Raw genomic sequence first — 19,730 nt, 5'->3', positions numbered from 1 at the left:
TTCTAGTTTAGCATACTCTTTCTTCTATATAGTATTAATTGATTTTACCTAGGGCATTTTCTTTTGTAATTTTAGTTACGCCACCCATGTATGGAACAAGGGCATCTGGAATAGTAACAGATCCATCTTCGTTTTGGTAATTTTCTAGAATGGCAGTGACTGTACGGCCAACTGCTAGTCCAGATCCATTTAAGGTATGGACATATTCAAGTTTGCCTTCTTCGTTACGGAAGCGAATTTTAGCACGGCGCGCTTGGAAGTCTTCTGTATTTGAACAAGAGCTGATTTCACGGTACATATCTTGCGCTGGCACCCATACTTCAACGTCATATGTTTTAGCTGCAGAGAATCCCATATCTCCCGTACATAAAACGATGGTGCGGTGTGGTAAGTTTAGGTTTCTTAAAACAGATTCTGCATTATCAGTCATTTTTTCTAATTCATCGTATGATGTTTCTGGTTTACTAAATTTCACCATTTCAACTTTGTGGAACTGGTGCATACGAATTAATCCTCTTGTATCTCGTCCTGCGCTTCCTGCTTCTGAACGGAATGATGGGCTCATCGCTGTAAAGTAAACAGGCAAATCATCTTCAGATAAGATTTCATCACGGTAGTAGTTGGTTAGCGGTACTTCTGCTGTAGGAATCATTGAGAAGTTACGGTCGTCAACAACTGGGAAGACATCTTCTTTAAATTTAGGGAATTGTCCCGTTCCAAACATTGATTTCTCATTCACCATATATGGTGGAATCATTTCTGTATAACCATGTTCACCTGTATGTAGGTCTAACATATAATTGTAGCACGCACGTTCTAGGCGAGCACCTAATCCTTTATAGAAGACAAAACGAGATCCGGTTACTTTAGCTGCACGCTCAAAATCAAGAATGCCTAAGTTTTCTGCAATGTCGTAGTGAGCTTTTGGTTCAAAGTCAAACTCACGTGCTGTTCCCCATACTCTTACTTCAACGTTTTGGTCTTCGTCTTCACCAACAGGTACTGAATCGTTGGCAATATTAGGTAAGCGATTTGCGATATAGCTCGTTTTTTCTTCAATCTCTGCTAGATCAGCATCCAATTGCTTGATTTGGTCTCCTACTGTTTTCATTTCTGCGATTTCATTATCAGCATTTTCTTTGTTACGTTTTAAAGTAGCAATCTCTTGAGATACAGCATTACGACGTTGCTTTAGATTTTCTGTTTCGACAATTTTGTGGCGACGTTGCTCATCGAGAATTGTAAACTCCTTTAATAATGATTCATCTACCCCACGTTCCGCTAATTTACGGCTGACTTCAGCGTAGTCATCTCTTAATCTCTTCATATCTAACATTTCTTTTTCCTCCTTTTTTGTATAAAAAAAGCCACTCCATCCCTATCAATTGGGACGAAATGGCTGTAAGTTCGCGGTACCACCCAAGTTCAGCTGTACCTAGCACAGCTGCACTTTCAGACGATAACGGGGTGACCCGAAACAATTTAGTCAATGGTTATTGTTTTCATTGTTTGCTTCATGTGTGGATTCAATAAAGTAACACATCGGTTTTCACCAACCACCGATTCTCTACGCCTATTACAAATATTTACTAATCACATGCCTAGCTTCATATTAAGTTGTTTTTATTTTACTAAACTGAATAGCAAAGGTCAATCAACTAGTTGAAAAAACCTGTTACAAAGTCAGTTACTGCGTTCCATCCTTTAGCAGTTGTGCTTGCAATCCATCTCCAAGCTAAAGCAAAGGCATTTGCCTTTTCAACAGTTGTCGCTACAGCAACACTAACTTCATCACTTTGTGAGCCTAAGTAACCTAAGTCATCTCCCTCAATTGAGACAGCAACTTTACCAACAACAGTTCCTTTTTCAATTGGAGCTTCAACCATACCATCTTCATTAAGAAGATCTTTATTTAGCGTTAAGGTTGTATCAATTTGACGATCTTCGGCAATTGGTGTGACAACAGTCAAATCATTGCCATAAATCAAGCCAACTTCTTCTTCCTTACCTTTAGCAACAGAAATGGTTCCTTCTGTCTCAACAGCTGAGCCATTTTCGATAACTGTTACTTTTTCAAAGTTATCAAAGGCAAAATCCATCAAACGGCTTGTTTCCATGAAACGTGTCTCATTGTCAGTTGCGCCTATTAAAACAGTAATGATACGCATATCATTCTCAACAGCTGTTCCCGTAAATGATGCACCTGAATCATCTGTTGTTCCTGTTTTTAACCCATCTACATTTTCACGGTAGTAAATCATACCGGGAAGCATATAGTTGTAAGTTAGCATATTAATTTCATCTTCTGAACCCTCCATAAAGGTTTTTTCTACAATAGAAGATGTTTCGATGATTTCTGGGTAGTCATCTAGCAAATGGTCTGCTACTACGGCAACGCCACGAGCAGTCATATGGTTTTCTGTATCAGTTGCTGCTCCCGGATACAATTCGCCGTATTGATCAGCATAATAGTTCGGAAGACCAGTTGAGTTATAGATGCTGTAGTCTGTCACACCCCATTCATCTAGTTTAGCTGTCATCATATCAACAAAGTCAGCCTCTGACCCAGCAATTAATTCTGCTATAGCAATTGACGCACCGTTTGCTGAATAAATTAGCATCGCTTCATATAAGTCTTTTACAGTATATGTAAAATCAACTCGAAACGGTACATTCGATAATTCATAATCTTGGCTAATGCCTAATGCGTAGCTACTAATTGGAACTTGTGTATCCCAATTAATTTGTCCTGCTTCAATCGCTTCTAGTACCAAATAAATACTTATCATCTTTGTCATGGAAGCAATTCCTAATGACTCATCACCGTTTTGGTTAAATAAAATTTTATTTGTTTCATTGTCGATAACGAAAGCTGCTTTCGCATCTACCGTAATAGGCTCTACTGCTGCAGAAGCTGCAGGTGCAAATAAAACACTGCTCGCTACCATAGCTGTTGAAAGAGCGCCGACTGTCCATTTTTTTAAGTGATTCATTTTCATTTCTATAACCTTCTCCATTTCAATTAGCATCTATAAATATATATTATCCATTATGTTCATTCAAACATCCTTACTCATGGTATCGGAAATTGCTTAAAAAAACAACAACTTCCCAGCTTTTTTTGGCATTCAAATAAAAAAACTCGCTAACGGGTGGACCCGTACGTAGCGAGTTAACAGTTCGTTTGTTTGAGAGGCAGATGCATCACAAACTTAGTTTCTTTATCGTTGGATTCAGCATAAATATAGCCGCCATGAAGCGACACAATACTCTGCGCAATAGCCAAACCTAAGCCGGTGCCACCCGTTTGTTGGGAACGTGAAGCTTCTACGCGGTAAAAGCGATTAAAGAGCTCGTCCAGTGATTCTTTGGGTATCATCTTACCATTGTTAATAACGGAGACAACGGCTTCTGAACCTACCTTATCGGCTTCGATCCGAATCAAGTTGCCATCTTTTCCATATTTTAAAGCATTTGAAATTAAGTTATTAAAAACGCGTGCCATTTTATCGACATCAAACTCAATTTGTAGCTCTTTGGTTTTCATCTCTACTTCAATCGCCATCTCTTTACGGCTGGATTCCAACTCGAACTCTGCGGCAATCTGTTCTAATAAACGGTCGAGTTTAACAGTTTGCACGGTCAAAGGAGTCGAGGTTTGTCTTACCTTAGTATATTCAAATAAATCATCAACCAGTACCTTCATCTGCAAGGACTTGGTATAAGCAATATGAATATAACGTTTCAAGTCTTCTTCAGAGCTGTATTGTCCTTCTTCGATGAGTCCTAAATAGCCAATAATAGATGTAAGTGGTGTTCTAATATCATGGCTGACATTCGTAATGAGTTCATCTTTAGATTGTTCAATTTTTCGTTCTTCTTCCATAGCCATAACCGTACTTTCAACAAGGCGGTTAATGCTATGAACAACATCATTCATATTTCCAGATAAATTAGCTTCGATGCGATGCTCAAAATTACCTGCCGCCACATAACGCAATTCATCCAAAACATGGCGCAGCTGCATTTGTTTATAGCGACGATACAACCGCCACCATGTAAATAGCATGGCAACAATAGTCGCTGTCACCAAGATAAAGCGACGGTATCGGACTAACACCAAATCAACAAATAACGTTAGTTCCCATAACGTATCCCACTTTAATAGTTCTGGTGGGGGAGATTGAACCACCCGATTGAAGATAAGGACCAACCCCATGTAGATAAAGTACATAATCCCCATGGTGACAATCGCTTCAAAGATGAGTTCCCCAAATTCTTTCTTAGTTAATTTTGTTTTTAACACACTATTGGCCTCTCTCACTCTGAAATCTTATAGCCTACGCCCCAGACGGTTTGAATCACTTTCTCGCCTGCTGTCGCTTTTTCAATTTTATCGCGTAAGTGACTAACATGGACCATCACGGTTTTAGCTGACACGATACTTTCTTGTAGCCAAACCCGTTCAAATATTTCGTCGGCACTAAATACGCGATTCGGGTTGCTTGCCAATAGATACAAAATACCGAATTCTAAAGCTGTTAATTGGATTTCCTTGCCTGTTAGTGTCTTTACTTCATGCGATTCCTTAGTAATTAGTAGTGGGCCAATTTCAATTATACTCTGCTCATTTTCTTGTTGTGCCATTGAGGAGCGGCGCAACAATGATTTAATACGAGCCATAACTTCCAAAGGATTAAACGGTTTGGAAACATAGTCATCTGCTCCTGATGTCAGCCCTTGGATTTTATCCATATCGGTTGATTTAGCGCTAAGCATTAAAACAGGAATATGGTTATCTTGATCTCTTAGTTCTTTTAATACACTAATGCCGTCTTTTTTAGGCATCATCACATCAAGAATAATTAATTGGATATCTAAGTTTTGTTTTAAGAGTTGCAAAGCCTCCATACCGTTATAAGCCTTTATTGCTTCGTAACCTTCGTTTTTACTATATATACTCAAAAGCTCAACGATTTCATGATCGTCATCAACTATCAAAATCTTTGCCATGCCTACACCTCTTTTTCTGTTTTTGTCTACTTATTTTAACAAATGAAAGTAAAGGAATAATTAAGAAAATAACAATTTTATACAATGATTATAGCATAGAGAGTGTGACAAAAGGCGTTTAGCTCCGAATCGTTGGACCGAAAAAACGCAGGGTGGTCGTAGACCATTCGAGTATTGTTCGGCTAACGCATGTCGGGGCTGCCTTTTGGAACACGTTTGCGCTATAAATAGACAAGACTAAGAAAAGCGGACAAGTCCGCCTTGGCCTATGAAAAAATAGGAAATTTGACCCTGAATTGTCAGGAGACTTCACGCTTCAGCGGGTTAGTCGAATGATATGCGTTAGCGAGCAGCGAAGCGCGCAATGGGGCAAATTTATCTTTTTTTCACTAGGTCAGGACTTGGGAGCTAGACATTGATGGCTGAACTTATAATCCCCTAGTCTATAAAAAAGATGCTGGGATTTTATCCCAGCATCTCATCTCTATTATCTATTAATCGAATAGTTTGGTGCTTCTTTTGTAATATGCACATCATGTGGGTGAGACTCGATTAGGCCAGCACCTGACATACGAATAAATTGGGCATTTTCGCGTAACTCTTCTAAGTTACCAGCACCAACGTAACCCATTCCTGAACGGATTCCGCCTAATAATTGGAAAATAATATCGCCGGCAGCACCTTTGTAAGCGACGCGACCTTCAATACCTTCTGGTACAAGTTTCTTGGCTTCGTTAACGCCACCTTGGAAGTAACGGTCACTTGACCCTTTTTCCATAGCTGCTAGACTTCCCATTCCGCGGTAAGTTTTAAAACGACGACCTTGGAAAATTTCGAATTCACCTGGTGACTCATCTGTACCTGCTAACATACTACCTAACATAACGGCATGACCACCAGCTGCCATCGCTTTAACGATGTCGCCTGAATATTTAATCCCACCATCGGCAATAATAGTCTTGCCGTACTCACGAGCCACACCAGCAGCGTCATAGATTGCCGTAATTTGTGGAACTCCAACACCTGCAACAACGCGCGTTGTACAAATTGAACCAGGTCCAATCCCTACTTTTACAACATCAACACCGGCATCATAAAGCGCGCGTGTTCCTTCAGCAGTTGCGACATTCCCCGCAATTAAGGTTGCTTCTGGGAATTGAGCACGGATTTCTTTTATTTTACGGAGTACACCAGCACTATGGCCATGAGCCGTATCAATGACAATTGCATCTGCGCCAGCATCTAACAAGGCTTGCGCACGTTCAAAGGTATCACTCGTCACACCAACTGCCGCAGCTACTACTAAACGACCATGCTCATCCTTAGCTGAGTTAGGGAATTCAATCACGCGCTCAATGTCTTTAATGGTAATTAAACCCGCTAAGCGCCCTTCTTCATCGACAAGCGGTAATTTTTCAATCTTATATTTTTGAAGCATCCGTTCTGCTTCTTTTAGAGAGGTACCTACAGGTGCAGTCACTAAGTGCTCTTCCGTCATGACCTCACCAATCGGTACTTGGTAGTCCTCAATAAAGCGTAAATCACGGTTCGTTAAAATCCCAACCAAGGCACGCTCTTCCATATCATTAACAACGGGTACACCGCTAATACGGTATTTACTCATCAATGCTTCTGCTTCAGATGCTAAATGATCTGGTGTTAAGAAAAAGGGATCAATAATTACGCCACTCTCTGAACGTTTTACTTTGCGAACCTCATCAGCTTGCGCTTTAATGGACATGTTTTTATGAATAACCCCTAATCCACCTTGACGTGCCATCGCAATTGCCATCTCAGCTTCGGTAACAGTATCCATACTCGCACTCATAATCGGTACATTTAATAGAATATTTTTAGCTAATTGAACTGATACGTCAATATCATTTGGCAACACGTGACTTTCTGCGGGTACTAAAAGCACATCATCAAACGTAAAACCTTCTTTTGCAAATTTTGATTCCCAGTTAGACATCCTAATATCTCTCTCCTTTTTCGCTACAATTTTTTAATGACTAACTTAACACCCATTCAAGGCCGCGTCAAGAATAAAGTGAAAAATCTCATTTTTTATTTTTAAAAAAGTTATCGTTCGGTTTTTAGCCCATTTCCACTGCCTTTCATTCCTTGTTTTTTATAATTTGTTCGTGTTTCACTTATTTCGGCAAATAAAAAAAGAAGCTTGGCAACTGCCAAACTTCTTCTTATTTATTAGAAAATACCGCCTGTGATGCGGAGTCTTTTCTTAAAGTAAATCTTAGCTGCAAAGCCCACACCTGCAATGATCAAGTAGGCAACTGCCGGCAACGCACGATTAATGCTTACTGGAATAAAGGCTGTTGCTAAGGTCATGGCTAACATCCATATTAACATTGCCCCTGTTGTTGCTAGAATATACTTGCCATAGCCACGTTTTCCTTTTGGTGCATCAGGATTCGGCGTAAATTTAGAAATGATTAACATCGCTAAACCACCAATGATAAAGTTAATCAGCAAGCTGATAATCCCCATCCCTTTTTGTGCATCTGCTCCATCAGCTGTAAACAAGCTAATACCTGATATTAAAGCGAACATAGAGCCTAATAATAAGCCACCATCCATAGCAATTAGGAAGTCTGACGAGCGTCCTGGTGCTTCTTCTGGTTGTTGAAGAATACGTTCTGCGCATTCAGAAACTGTTCCGTATAACTGGCGTGCTGTCACACCTGTTTTTTGATTTTCTGCTAATTCTGTCATCATTTGATTGTAGAGTGTCGCACGTTTATCTTCATCGTAATTCGCTGCCGTTAAAACTTTGTCTAAACCAAGCATATATTGTTCGTTACGTTTTGTTAACTGTTCCCACAATGCTGTATTTGCTGCTTGTAGTTCTTCTTTGGTTTGTTGCGTATTCGTTTCTGCCACCTTGCAGTCCTCCTAGGATGATCTCTTATACGTTAAAGCGGAAAAGCATAACATCGCCATCAGCAACAATATATTCTTTTCCTTCTTGGCGAACGCGTCCTGCTTCTTTTGCAGCTGACATGTTTCCGTAAGATACTAAATCATCGTACGACACTGTTTCTGCACGGATAAAACCACGTTCAAAGTCAGAGTGAATAATACCTGCTGCTTGCGGTGCTTTCATACCCAATGTGAATGTCCAAGCACGCACTTCTTGTTCACCTGCAGTAAAGTAAGTTCCTAATCCTAATAGCGTGTATGCTTTTTGAATCAATTGGTCTAAACCAGACTCTTCAATTCCCATTTCTGCTAGGAATTCAGCTTTTTCTTCATCATCTAAATCAGCCACTTCTTCTTCAATACGTGCACTTACGGTAACAACCTCTGCACCTTCAGAAGCCGCAAATTCACGAACCTCTTTTACCATGTCGTTGTCTTCGCCAGCCATCACATCTTCTTCAGAAATGTTAGCTACATAAAGAACAGGTTTCGTTGTTAATAGGAACAAGCCTTTAACAATCACTTCCTCTTCAGGCGTTACTTCAACTGTACGGGCTGGTTTTCCAGCTTCCAAGGCAGTCTTCATTTTATCAAGAACGGCTAATTCTTGTAGCGCTTCTTTGTCTTTCGTACGGGCAATTTTACTTACGCGTGTATGGCGCTTGTCAACTGACTCCAAGTCAGCAAGAATCAATTCTAAGTTAATCACTTCAATATCATCTAACGGGCTTACTTTACCACTAACGTGAGTAATGTTCTCATCTTCAAAACAACGCACCACATGACAAATAGCATCCACTTGGCGGATGTTTGCTAGGAATTTATTTCCCAATCCTTCACCCTTGCTGGCACCTTTTACGATTCCGGCAATATCGGTAAATTCAAATGTTGTTGGTACAGTTTTCTTTGGTTTAACTAATTCTGTTAATTTATTTAGACGGCTGTCAGGTACTTCAACCACACCGACGTTTGGATCAATGGTCGCAAACGGATAGTTAGCGGCTTCGACTCCTGCTTTTGTAATTGCATTGAATAAAGTAGACTTACCAACGTTTGGTAGCCCTACAATCCCAGCTGTTAATGACATACTTTCCCACTCTTTCTATTATTAAGCTTTTTGTTACTATTCAGCAACGGCAGCTTTAATTAGTACTTTTTTCATTTTTTTCTCAAAATCACGGCGTGGCATCAAAACCATTTGCCCGCATTTTTGACATTTGATGCGGATATCCATCCCCATCCGAATGATTTCCCATGAGTTACTCTGGCAGGGATGCGGTTTTTTCATCTCAACAACATCATGAAGGTCATACTCTTTGTGATTCATTTGCTGAAGCACCCCTTTCTAATCATCAAATTCAACATTTAATAATTCTAAAATACGATCGAGATCGTTTGGTGATAAGTATTCAATTTCAATCTTTCCTTGTTCACCTTTTGGCGTGATTTGAACGGATGTCCCAAAACGATCCATCAAACGCTCTTCACTCTCCAAAATATAAGATGGTTTTGCAATCTTTTGACGTTTTTTCTTTTCTTTCGTCTCAGTTGGCTCTGTCATCTGTTGTACCAGTTGTTCCAATTGACGAACAGTAATACCGTCTTGAACAACTCGTTTAGCCAGTTCACTCATCTGTTTTTGGTCTTTTAACCCTAATAAGGTGCGCGCTTGTCCCATTGTTAAATCGCCATTTCGAAGCAACACCTTTACGTCTTCTGGCAGAGTTAACAAGCGTAAGTAGTTTGCAATGTATGGGCGGCTCTTACCAACACGTTCTGCAACTTGAGCTTGCGTCAGTTTCAATTTATCACTCATCATTTGATAAGCTTCAGCTTCTTCTAAGGGTGATAAATCTTCACGTTGTAAGTTCTCAATCACCGCGATTTCAATCATTGCTTGTTCGTCAAACTCACGGACAATCGCTGGTATGCTTTCTTTCCCTGCTAAGCGAGACGCACGAACACGGCGCTCACCGACAATGATTTCATACCCCTTTACGCTTGATTGACGTAAAATAATCGGTTGAAAGACACCATTTAATTGGATCGAATCGGCTAACTCTTTTAGAGCCTCTTCGTCAAAGGTTTTACGCGGTTGGTAAGGGTTAGGGCGAATGTCATCTAAGCTAATTTCTTGAACCTGTTCTGTTTTCTCGTCAATTTGTTCAATATCTTCAAAACTACTGAATAGTGCGTCAATGCCGCGGCCCAAGCCTTTGCTATTTTTATTCGCCATCTGCTAACACTTCCTTTGCTAGTTCTAGGTAAACTTCCGCTCCTTTTGAACGAATATCATAGTCGATAATAGACTGACCATAACTTGGTGCTTCAGAGAGACGAACATTACGTGGAATAATGGTCTTATAAACTTTCTCTTTGAAATATTTCTTCACTTCTTCAACGACTTCAAACCCTAAGTTTGTGCGGGCGTCCAACATCGTTAATAACACACCTTCAATTTTCAAATCTTTGTTAAAGTGCTTTTGCACTAAACGGAAGGTATTTAGTAACTGACTTAATCCTTCAAGGGCATAGTATTCACATTGAACAGGAATTAAGACAGCATCACTTGCTGTAAAGGCATTAATGGTCAAGTGACCTAATGATGGCGGACAATCAATGAAGATATAATCATAGTCATCTTTTAAATCTGCCAATGCCTTACTCAATCTTGCTTCTCGATGGGGTTGATTAGTTAATTCAATCTCCGCTCCTGCCAACTGAATCGTTGCTGGCACTACCCATAAATTCTCACGTGAAGAAGGTTGAACGGCATCTGCGATTGAAATCTGGTTAACCAAAACATCATAAATATCCTTGTCTACATCTGCTTTTGAAATTCCTAATCCACTTGTTGCATTCCCCTGTGCATCACTGTCAATCAGCAATACTTTTTTTCCTGAGTATGCTAATGCTGCTGCTAGGTTGACAGTAGTGGTTGTTTTACCAACACCACCTTTTTGGTTTGCAACTGCAATGATCCGTGCCATCTACTTTCCTCCAGTTCTTCTTAGTCAAAATAAAAAAAGAGAAAAAATGTTAATGAGCATCTTTTCTCTTACGCATTCTTCAAAATGACTGCATCATTTATCGCTCATGTATAGTTTCTAAAATACTTAATAGGAAGCTCGTCCTCATATACCAACTTATTGTACCAAAAAGCTTGTTAAAAAAATACCCTTTCGCTTGCTTTATTGGCTTATAGTGGGCTCTTATTTGGTGTTCCTGGTTTTCTTGGGTACTTTTTAGGTGTTTCTTTTGTTTTGTTAATCATAACGATGTGGCGTTCACCAGCATCTAATGGCAATTCAAAGGCATAATCCTCTTCAATTTTACCACCTAGTGTTGCGATCGCTTTTTTAGCATCATCCAATTCGTCTTGTGAACTTGCTGCCTTCATCGCTACAAAGTAGCCACCTTTTTTAACTAATGGCAAGCAAAGCTCACTCAACACGCTCATTCTCGCAACAGCGCGAGCTGTTACAAAGTCATACTGTGCTCTAAATCTTGGATTTTGACCAAATGTTTCGGCACGGTCATGGAAGCAAGAGACACCACTTAAGCCTAATTCATCAATTAACAGTTGTAAAAATTGGATTCGTTTATTTAATGAATCAACAATCGTTACTTTAATTTCTGGAAAAGCAATTTTCAATGGAATACTTGGGAAACCTGCACCAGCTCCCACATCACATAAGGAAATCGGTGTTTGAAAGGCCTCAACATGCAAGCCTAGTGTGACAGAATCATAGAAGTGTTTTAAATAAACCTCTTCTTTTTCTGTAATTGCTGTTAAATTAATTTTTTCATTCCACTCAACGAGCAATTCATAATAACGTTGATATTGCACCATTTGCTGGTCGTTTAAGTTAACGCCCGCTTTTGCAAGTGCGTCTTTAAATTGTTCTGGATTCATTTATTATTCCCTCATTCTGTTAATGTAAATGCTGCCGAAATGGCTTGCCCGCTAATTTGTTTAATAAGGCGGTAGTTTCCTTCAGTCAGCGTATTCTTATCTAATAAGTCAAAGCTAATCGTTTCATTATTTTCACTGTTTGCTTCCAAAATATAAGCAATCATAATCCAAGATACCTCTCCTTCAAAGGGCACCTCATACCACTCACCATCTATTTCTTTTTCCAGTTTAAACTCAACCCCGTAAGAGTGTTCTTCATTGGATTCATTTTTGATGGTTAGTGCGATTGATTCGGTTGTTACAGGATGTTCAGTCGGCGTCACTAGCATAGTCACACCATCCAATTGATTTAAGTCTGAATCTTGATACGACGATGGTTCTAAATCTACCGTTTTTTGACAAGCAGATAAGAAAGCTAGTAGCAATAAAAGAGTAAGGATAAACACATTTTTCTTTTGAAGAATCATTTCTGTTCACGTCCTTTTTAGAGTAGCTGACTTTTTCCTTTCTATTATACATGAATCTTATGGTAAATGGACCCTCCTATTCAACACTAATCATTTTAAAAGTAAAAAACGAGTGTTTTCATAACTATATTTAGATTCAATTATTAGACACCTTTAGCTATTTTTGTTATAATTTTATAGTAGAAATAAAGATATGCTCAAAAAGAGTGTTCATTTACTATCTTTCGAAAGGAGTTTTGTGTATTGAACGCACTAACAGAAAAATTTAGAGAAATAGCCATTGGCGTTCTCCCAATTGTGGGGACTGTTCTCTTATTACACTTTTTTGTCACACCGCTAGAAGGCGTCATTCTTGGCCGTTTCTTGCTCGGTTCTGCATTAATTTTAATTGGTATGCCGCTTTTCTTACTCGGCGTTGATATCAGTATTAGTCCGATTGGCGAAGATATGAGTCATTCTCTCATCCAAACCAATAAGATGAAAATAGTTGTTCTCGGCAGCTTCCTTTTTGGTTTTATTATTTCAGTCGCTGAACCCGATCTTCATATTTTAGCTAAGCAAGTCAGTGTTGTAACGAATCATTTAATTCCACAAATGCTACTTGTGATTGTCGTGTCCTTAGGGATTGGTCTGTTAATCGCTCTGGGTATGTATCGTATTTTAAAACGCATCCCCTTGAACCGCTTCATGACCATCATTTACGGACTTATTTTTATTTTAGCCCTATTTTCAAGCGGGGATTTCTTAGCGATTGCCTTTGATGCTTCCGGATCAACAACTGGTTCGGTAACGGTTCCCTTTATGCTTGCGATGGCAGCCGGAGCTTCTGCTATTACCCGTAGTGGTAGCCAAGAGGATTCGGATAGCTTCGGTCTATTAGGGATTGCGTCTTCTGGTGCAATCGTGGGTGTTTTATTAATGGGGATTATCGGTGGAAAAGGTGAACTAACCGGTGCTTTGCCGCTGGATGAGGTGGCCTCTGTGTCAGTTATCAGTGCCTTTACTCAAATGATTCCATCGACTGCTATGGAATCGTTACTGTCTCTTTTACCCGTTCTTGCTTTGTTTTTAATTATCAATGCGATTAGTTTGAAAAAGAAAAAACGTGAGCTACAACGTATTGCTGTTGGTTTGTTTTATACTGTTGTCGGATTAATTTTATTCTTAACTGGGGTAAATGCCGGCTTCATGGATGCCAGCCGTCGTTTAGGCTTTTTACTGGCTGAAAACCACTCTGCTTTCTTTGTTATTTTAGTGGGTGCCGTCTTCGGTGTTCTCACAATTCCGGCAGAGCCTTCTGTTTACATTTTGAACAAACAAATCGAACGTGAAACGACCGGTGCGATTAAATCACGTACGGTTATGATCAGTCTCTGTATCGGTGTTGGTGCAGCAGTTGGCCTATCTATTTTACGGATTATGGTGCCAGCCTTGCAACTTTGGCATATCCTATTACCAGGTATGATTATTGCCATCGTTCTTTCTTATTTCGTTCCCGATATTTTCGTTGGGATTGCTTATGATTCCGGCGGTGTTGCTGCAGGTACGATGACGGCTACCTTCATCCTTCCTTATACGCAAGGAATCGCTGAATCTTATCCGATGGCGAATGTCTTAACCGATGGCTTTGGTGTGATTGCTCTAGTTGCTATTACGCCAATCATTACGGTACAATTGCTAGGTTGGATTTATCGACTACGCACCAAAAATGATCATAAAAAAACGGAGGGTGAGGTTTATGAATAAAGAAATGCTGTCACAAACAAGTCTTTCTGAATTAGACCAGAACTACACGCTTTTAACTGTCATCGTTAATCAAAATAAAGCTGAAAAAATTACCCAATATGCCAAGCGAATTGGGATTAAACGCTACACTAGCTTCCGCGGTAAAGGAACGGCTACAAGTGCCATTTTACAAATGCTAGAGATTAGCGACATCAACCGCGAAGTGATTATCTTTATCATTCCGACTGTTCAAGTCGATGAGATGATGGCAAAGTTAACTGAAAAATTCCATTTCGAGAAACCGAGTCAAGGGATTCTCTTTACAGTCAAGTTATCGCACGTACTCGGCATCACTCACAAAGCACCAGAAAATAGCTTGCCCGACACTAACCTTCACACCGATTTAATCGGGATGTGTACGATTGTTGATAAGGGACTAGCTAGCGACGTCTTGGATGTTTGTAACCGTGATAGCTTCCTAGGTGGGACGATTCTGCCAGCTCACGGCTCTGCTCGTGAATCGGTTAAAATCTTTAACTTTGCGATTGAACCGGAAAAAGAACTGGTTTTAATGCTCATTCCAGTAAACAAGGCCAACGACATGAAAAATCGACTGGTTGAAAAACTGAATTTAAAGGATAAAAATTCCGGCATCTTCTTTACCTTTGCCATCGATCAAGTCAGAGGGCTGAAGAAAAAAGAAGGCTACGAAGATAGCGAACATGATATTAAAGAACGACTAGCTGACTGGGAACATGAAGAAGCGCATTACGATGCGATTTGGACCATTGTGCCAGAAGGTTATGACGGTGATGTCGTACGAGCTGCTGAAAAAGGTGGCTCACAAGGTGCAACCATTCTTTCTGCAAGAGGTGCCCATGTTCGTGACCATAGCTTGATGATTGCTGATATTGAACCGGAACGTGAAGTGGTCATTGTGATTACAAAGCGTGACGCAACGTATGATATTTGTAAAGAAATCAACGAGAAATTCCGTTTGGATGATCCCGGTCAAGGCGTTGTTTTCGTCTTCCCTATCCATGAACCAGTTGGTTTGTTAAATAAATGAAAATAAGATCACTTGGGGCGCCAGCTACAGCTAGCGTCCCAAGTTTTTTGTTGCTGGATGAGGTGAATCTGTCGAGTGAGGCGGAAAATAGGGACCTACTCGACATGATTTTCGTTTTTTATGTCGACTGAGCCCAAAATAAATGCCCACTCGACACTTTTTCCGCTTTTTATGTCGACTGAGCCCAAAATTGAACGGCCACTCGACATTTTCCCCTTTAAATCAATGTTTTATCAAAATGTTAAAATGATTTGCGCAATTGAACATAACATTTGCTAGTCAACATTAGGCGAATAATGTATGTTTTTATTAGGAGGTAGACATGATGACTCATTTTAGTGAAAAAATATATCAATTAAGAAAAGAATTTTCCTACTCGCAAGAAGAGGTGGCGGAGCGACTACAAGTGTCGCGTCAAACCATCTCAAATTGGGAAAATGGCACAGCTCAACCTGCCTTAGACAAAGCAGTCGAATTATCCAATTTATTTCAAGTGTCTCTCGATGAATTAGTCGGAAAAATAGTCGGTAAAAGCAAACCGATTAGTCCCCTACTATCTGATTTAGTTGGTCAAACCATTACGATCTTTCTCGTGCCAAGTTCAGATGCTTGGATATCGGTAAGTCGAACGGAAGTAACAGCTTGCGAAGTCATAGCAGTTAGTGAGCATAGTTTGAAAGTCATTGTTAGCGAAAAGAAACAACGAATCGAACGTGTCTTCATGTTGAGAGATATCGTTGGAATGAAACAAGAGGTGGTATAAGTATGTGGCTATTTATAATCGTCATAGCAATCATGGTTTTTACTCGTTTAGATGACCTAATTGAATTATTTAAAAGTAAAGATCCAAACTATCAAGAGGATAAGCAAAAAGAAGCCTTAGAGCAGCTACAGCAAATAGAAGAACGGCGAGAGCGACTAAAATCACTTATCGGTTTAGATTGCCAAATTGAAAGCCTAGAATTTTATTTGATGTCACTGCCAGGAACCATGGCTGTCACCATCCAAGCGGTTGATCAAGAGTGGGTAAAGATGACTATCAAACAGAAAAAGCCGTTTGATTTAATAATGAAAGTGGCAGATATCACAGCTGTTTCCAGAATTTTATAAAAGAATAGACATAAGGAAGAATTCGCAAATAGTGCTAATGCGTTTCTATCGTGGTTGATGACGTTAAGTCATGTTTTAATCCGATAAAAACTTACTAGGCAACCCATTTTGCCTATTCTTCCATTTTTGTTTATTTTCATTGACCCAGATTCTTTTCTTTGACCCTGTGTGCTATAATAATTGAAAAGGCTTACAATTTTATTAAGGAGGAACTACCATGTCAGAATTTAAAGATGGACAAGCGTCGCGTTATCACCAAGCTAAGCAATGGGAAATTGCCTTTTTCTCATTAAATAACTCTGCCACAAACCTGTATTTATTTGCTTTTGGTTTTCTCACTTATTATGCGACAGGGATTGCTGGTTTCGCTACCTTGCTTGTCAGTAATTTACTGGGTGCTGCTCGGCTGTTCGATGGGATTATTGACCCAACAATCGGTATTGTTATGGATAAATTCAATACACGATGGGGGAAATTCAGACCATTGATGCTCGTCTCCAATATCGGACTCATTCTTTCTTTTTTACTTTTGTTTAGCACTCACCGCTTAAGCGGCGCAGCGCAAGTTGTAGTTTTTTTAATTGCCCTCGTCTTCCATAAAATTGTTTATTCCTTCCAGCAAACCGTTACGAAAGCTGCCCAACCGGCATTGACCAATGATCCTACTCAGCGGCCATTATTCTCGATTTATGATACCGTATTTAGTTCGATTGGTGTGTTTGCTATGGGGCAAGTGGTTGTTTCAAACTTCCTCGCTCCTCGTCATAACGGTGAATTTAACCAAGCTTTTTTCACGGAGTTTTTAACCGGTATTATGATTTTATCTGCTGTTTTGACAGTTTTAGCCATTATCGGAATCAGCCGCAAAGACCGTACAGAATACTTTGGTTTAGGTGAGGATACGGTTGAAACCAAATCGCTACAAGATTACCTATCTGTTATTAAAGGCAATACACCACTGATAACACTAGCAATCTGCGGTGGTCTAATGAAATTTATCGCCCAATTATTGAGTGACCAAGCCTTTTTAGTCATTTTATTCGGTATTATTTTAGGCAATTACGGTTTGTCAGGTCAACTATCCTTGTGGCAAATTGTACCGAACTTAATCGTCGTTGTTTTATTCACTCGTTTGGCAACCCGAAGAGACTTGAAAACATCTTATACCGTTTCAATCTTGATTGCGATGACAGCAATGTTAGTGATGTTAGCGATTCTTTGGACATCAGGAGACCCAACGCAAATCTTTGGCAATGGCGGTCTGTTACCAATTGTATTTGGTATCGCCTATATCGCAATGAAAATTTCATCAACATACCCTAACTCTATTGTCCTAACCATGTCCGCCGACATTTCGGATTTTGAGACATCACGTTCTGGCCGCTTTGTATCAGGTCTGATCGGAACGGTCTTTTCATTAACCGACTCCATCGCCTCATCACTGGCGCCTATCTTCATCGGATTCATCGTTGCCGGTATTGGCTTTAAAGAGGCCTATCCCGACGCTTCAGAACCATTAACTGACAACCTATTCAACGGCGGACTCATTCTACTCGGCATTCCGCTCATTCTCTACATCTTTGTTTTCATCCTGATTCGCAAATACCCACTAAACCGCGAAGCCATGGACAAAGTTCAATTAGCCATTTCAGAAAAAAAGAAAGATGACCTATTCAAATAAATCATGACTCACCCGAAAAAAGATAGAGTGTGAGAAAAGGCGTTTAGCCCCGAATCGCTGGAGCGAATAAGCACAGGATGGTCGTAGATCATCCGAGCATTGAAAGATGCACTGTGGGCTTTAGCCCAAGTGTATCATCATTGTAAGTTTGTAAAGCAACAACAATGATGACAAAGTGACGTCGGGGCTGCCTTTTTGAGCACGTTTGCGCAACAATTATTCTTATATACTTTAGGGGCTGGAGTTATTTCCCAGCCCTGTCTTTTTTTGGGTTCTATAATATATGGTGTTGGTGAATCGAAATTGAACTGCCCCCTGTCAAGTAGACAGGTAAATAAACAAAATCTTTGTCCCATGTATGATACTGTTCATGCATGGTTTTTTTATGCCGGAATGCTTAAGCCCATTTTTAATGTCACCCGTTGGGTATTATAAAAACCAATATATTGTTCAATATCACGCTCTAATTCTTCAAAGCTCATATAAGTCTTCAGCCGATACATTTCTTCTTTGATAATGCCCCAAAAGTTCTCCATTGGACCGTTGTCAATGCATTTTCCCACACGAGACATACTGTGGGTGAGTTGATGTTTCTTCACAAAATTATTAAAGTCGTATGACGTGTATTGATATCCCCGATCGCTATGAATAAGCGTTTGGGTTGATATAATCTTGTCTTCAATTTGGCGAACTGTATCACGAACTAAGGCATTATCATTACGTTTCGATAGTTTAAAGGCTACGATCTTATTTTCGCCATAATCCAATATGGCACTAAGATAAGCTTTGGCGTTCTCTCCATACTTAAATTCAGTCACATCGGTTAATAAGACTTCCATCGATTGATAGTCCTTTCGGAATTCTCTATTGAGGACATTATCGGCGATATGTGCAGGATTGTGGGGCTTGTAACGATATCGTTTCTGACGGATAACAGCTTTCAAGTTCAGTAATTTCATCAAACGATAGACACACTTATGGTTTACTTTAGCGTTCATGAAGTGGTTCAGATAGATAGTTATTCGACGATAGCCATAAATACCTTTATGCTTTTCATAGACTTGAAGGATTAATTCAACAAGCTTTCGAAGCCGTTTTTCCGACGCAGTCGGCTTGCGTTTCAACCACTTATAATAACCCGCTCTGCTCACACCCAAAGCATCACAGAGATGGATTACTTTGTATCCTTCTTTTTGTAGTTTCTTGATCGTTTGGTATTCCGCTTCATACCTCGTTTGCGTGACATCAACTCTCTTTCCACTTCTTCTAACTTTTTTAACGCTACGTTCTCCGTTTCTAGATACTCATTTCGTGCTCTTAAAGCTGCATTTTCAGCCCGGATTCTTTCTTCTTCCGTTTGAACAGAGTTTGGTTTGCCGCGACCTCGTCCATCTACTAGTCCGTCAGGACCATGCTTCTTATATTTTTGAACCCATGAATACACGTTATTGTAGGATACCTGATACTTCTCAGCAGTTTTTTTATAAGATAAACTATTAGCTAGGCAGTCTTGGACTATTTTGATTTTTTCTTCTTGTGTTGATTTTTTATCTGTCATCGTATACACCTCGGATTTTGGAGAATAGCTCCTCATTTCTTCCCCTTTAGTATACTTGTTTATCCAGCTCCTGACAGTATCAACTTTTGGGATATTATATTTAACAGCTAGCTGACCTATAGGTAATCTATCTTCTAAATATTCTTTCACGACTAAGTCCTTAAATTCTTTGCTATATTTATTGGACTTAGATTTAACTTGAATCCCACTAATTCCATGCTCTTGGTATCTTAAGACTTTATCCCAAAAGG

At 39.7% G+C, this 19,730-nt stretch carries 18 protein-coding genes, 1 pseudogene and 1 other annotated feature; of the genes and pseudogenes, 5 read left to right on the top strand and 14 right to left on the bottom strand.

Going from position 1 to position 19,730, the window contains the following annotated elements:
* Window positions 1-34 precede the first annotated feature (34 nt).
* From serS to G7057_RS05890, 12 genes are all read right to left on the bottom strand, one after another.
* Window positions 35-1,336 carry a serine--tRNA ligase gene (serS, locus tag G7057_RS05945; protein ID WP_166162031.1) on the bottom strand — a complete coding sequence of 434 codons (1,302 nt, stop codon included), beginning with the start codon at window positions 1,334-1,336 and terminating at the stop codon, window positions 35-37.
* A gap of 47 nt (window positions 1,337-1,383) precedes the next feature.
* Window positions 1,384-1,611, bottom strand: a binding site (T-box leader).
* Window positions 1,612-1,658: 47 nt separating this feature from the next.
* Entirely contained in the window at window positions 1,659-2,999 is a 1,341-nt protein-coding gene (locus tag G7057_RS05940) for a serine hydrolase (protein ID WP_166162029.1), read from the bottom strand.
* Window positions 3,000-3,172: 173 nt separating this feature from the next.
* Window positions 3,173-4,243, bottom strand: coding sequence for a sensor histidine kinase (locus G7057_RS05935; RefSeq protein WP_166164098.1), 1,071 nt, complete (start codon window positions 4,241-4,243; stop codon window positions 3,173-3,175).
* A gap of 77 nt (window positions 4,244-4,320) precedes the next feature.
* Entirely contained in the window at window positions 4,321-5,013 is a 693-nt protein-coding gene (locus tag G7057_RS05930; protein ID WP_166162027.1) for a response regulator transcription factor, read from the bottom strand.
* Window positions 5,014-5,500: 487 nt separating this feature from the next.
* Window positions 5,501-6,985, bottom strand: coding sequence for an IMP dehydrogenase (gene guaB, locus G7057_RS05925; protein WP_166162025.1), 1,485 nt, complete (start codon window positions 6,983-6,985; stop codon window positions 5,501-5,503).
* 236 nt (window positions 6,986-7,221) lie between these two features.
* Window positions 7,222-7,914, bottom strand: a complete 693-nt coding sequence (locus tag G7057_RS05920; protein ID WP_166162023.1) for a DUF1129 domain-containing protein — start codon at window positions 7,912-7,914, stop codon at window positions 7,222-7,224.
* A 25-nt stretch (window positions 7,915-7,939) separates the two neighbouring features.
* The gene (gene ychF, locus G7057_RS05915; RefSeq protein WP_166162021.1) at window positions 7,940-9,040 is read right to left on the bottom strand and encodes a redox-regulated ATPase YchF; all 1,101 of its coding nucleotides are present in this window, start codon (window positions 9,038-9,040) and stop codon (window positions 7,940-7,942) included.
* A 36-nt stretch (window positions 9,041-9,076) separates the two neighbouring features.
* Window positions 9,077-9,280 carry a DUF951 domain-containing protein gene (locus G7057_RS05910; protein ID WP_166162019.1) on the bottom strand — a complete coding sequence of 68 codons (204 nt, stop codon included), beginning with the start codon at window positions 9,278-9,280 and terminating at the stop codon, window positions 9,077-9,079.
* Window positions 9,281-9,298: 18 nt separating this feature from the next.
* On the bottom strand, window positions 9,299-10,189 hold the full coding sequence (locus tag G7057_RS05905) for a ParB/RepB/Spo0J family partition protein (RefSeq protein ID WP_166162017.1): 891 nt from the start codon (window positions 10,187-10,189) through the stop codon (window positions 9,299-9,301).
* Window positions 10,179-10,943, bottom strand: coding sequence for a ParA family protein (locus G7057_RS05900; RefSeq protein ID WP_166162015.1), 765 nt, complete (start codon window positions 10,941-10,943; stop codon window positions 10,179-10,181). The genes G7057_RS05905 and G7057_RS05900 overlap by 11 nt, the downstream gene beginning before the upstream one ends.
* A gap of 209 nt (window positions 10,944-11,152) precedes the next feature.
* Window positions 11,153-11,869 (bottom strand): 16S rRNA (guanine(527)-N(7))-methyltransferase RsmG, encoded by a 717-nt coding sequence (gene rsmG / locus G7057_RS05895; RefSeq protein WP_166162013.1) that lies wholly within the window; start codon window positions 11,867-11,869, stop codon window positions 11,153-11,155.
* Window positions 11,870-11,880: 11 nt separating this feature from the next.
* Window positions 11,881-12,336 (bottom strand): immunoglobulin-like domain-containing protein, encoded by a 456-nt coding sequence (locus tag G7057_RS05890; protein WP_166162011.1) that lies wholly within the window; start codon window positions 12,334-12,336, stop codon window positions 11,881-11,883.
* 243 nt (window positions 12,337-12,579) lie between these two features.
* On the opposite strand from G7057_RS05890, the gene G7057_RS05885 reads away from it, so the two are divergent.
* The 5 genes from G7057_RS05885 (at window position 12,580) to G7057_RS05865 (ending at window position 17,921) form a co-directional block, all read left to right on the top strand.
* Window positions 12,580-14,082, top strand: a complete 1,503-nt coding sequence (locus tag G7057_RS05885; protein ID WP_166162009.1) for a DUF1538 domain-containing protein — start codon at window positions 12,580-12,582, stop codon at window positions 14,080-14,082.
* Window positions 14,075-15,130, top strand: a complete 1,056-nt coding sequence (locus tag G7057_RS05880) for a P-II family nitrogen regulator (protein ID WP_166162007.1) — start codon at window positions 14,075-14,077, stop codon at window positions 15,128-15,130. The genes G7057_RS05885 and G7057_RS05880 overlap by 8 nt, the downstream gene beginning before the upstream one ends.
* Before the next feature lie 325 nt (window positions 15,131-15,455).
* Complete coding sequence (locus G7057_RS05875) at window positions 15,456-15,893, top strand: helix-turn-helix transcriptional regulator (protein WP_166162005.1); 438 nt, start codon at window positions 15,456-15,458, stop codon at window positions 15,891-15,893.
* Between the two features lie 2 nt (window positions 15,894-15,895).
* Complete coding sequence (locus G7057_RS05870; RefSeq protein ID WP_166162003.1) at window positions 15,896-16,240, top strand: hypothetical protein; 345 nt, start codon at window positions 15,896-15,898, stop codon at window positions 16,238-16,240.
* A gap of 217 nt (window positions 16,241-16,457) precedes the next feature.
* Entirely contained in the window at window positions 16,458-17,921 is a 1,464-nt protein-coding gene (locus G7057_RS05865; protein WP_166162001.1) for an MFS transporter, read from the top strand.
* 383 nt (window positions 17,922-18,304) lie between these two features.
* Here G7057_RS05865 and G7057_RS05860 read toward each other — a convergent pair.
* Window positions 18,305-19,138, bottom strand: a pseudogene (locus G7057_RS05860) (IS3 family transposase); the annotation flags it as partial.
* Window positions 19,096-19,479: a helix-turn-helix domain-containing protein gene (locus tag G7057_RS11825; protein ID WP_172545084.1), complete on the bottom strand. Its 384-nt coding sequence runs from the start codon at window positions 19,477-19,479 to the stop codon at window positions 19,096-19,098. The gene G7057_RS11825 and the pseudogene G7057_RS05860, both read right to left, overlap by 43 nt.
* Window positions 19,480-19,730: the final 251 nt, after the last annotated feature.

This window comes from Jeotgalibaca arthritidis (genome assembly GCF_011100465.1).
Classification (GTDB): domain Bacteria; phylum Bacillota; class Bacilli; order Lactobacillales; family Aerococcaceae; genus Jeotgalibaca; species Jeotgalibaca arthritidis.
Note: the sequence above shows the minus strand (reverse complement) of the source record. Positions and strands in the feature narration are given on the sequence as shown.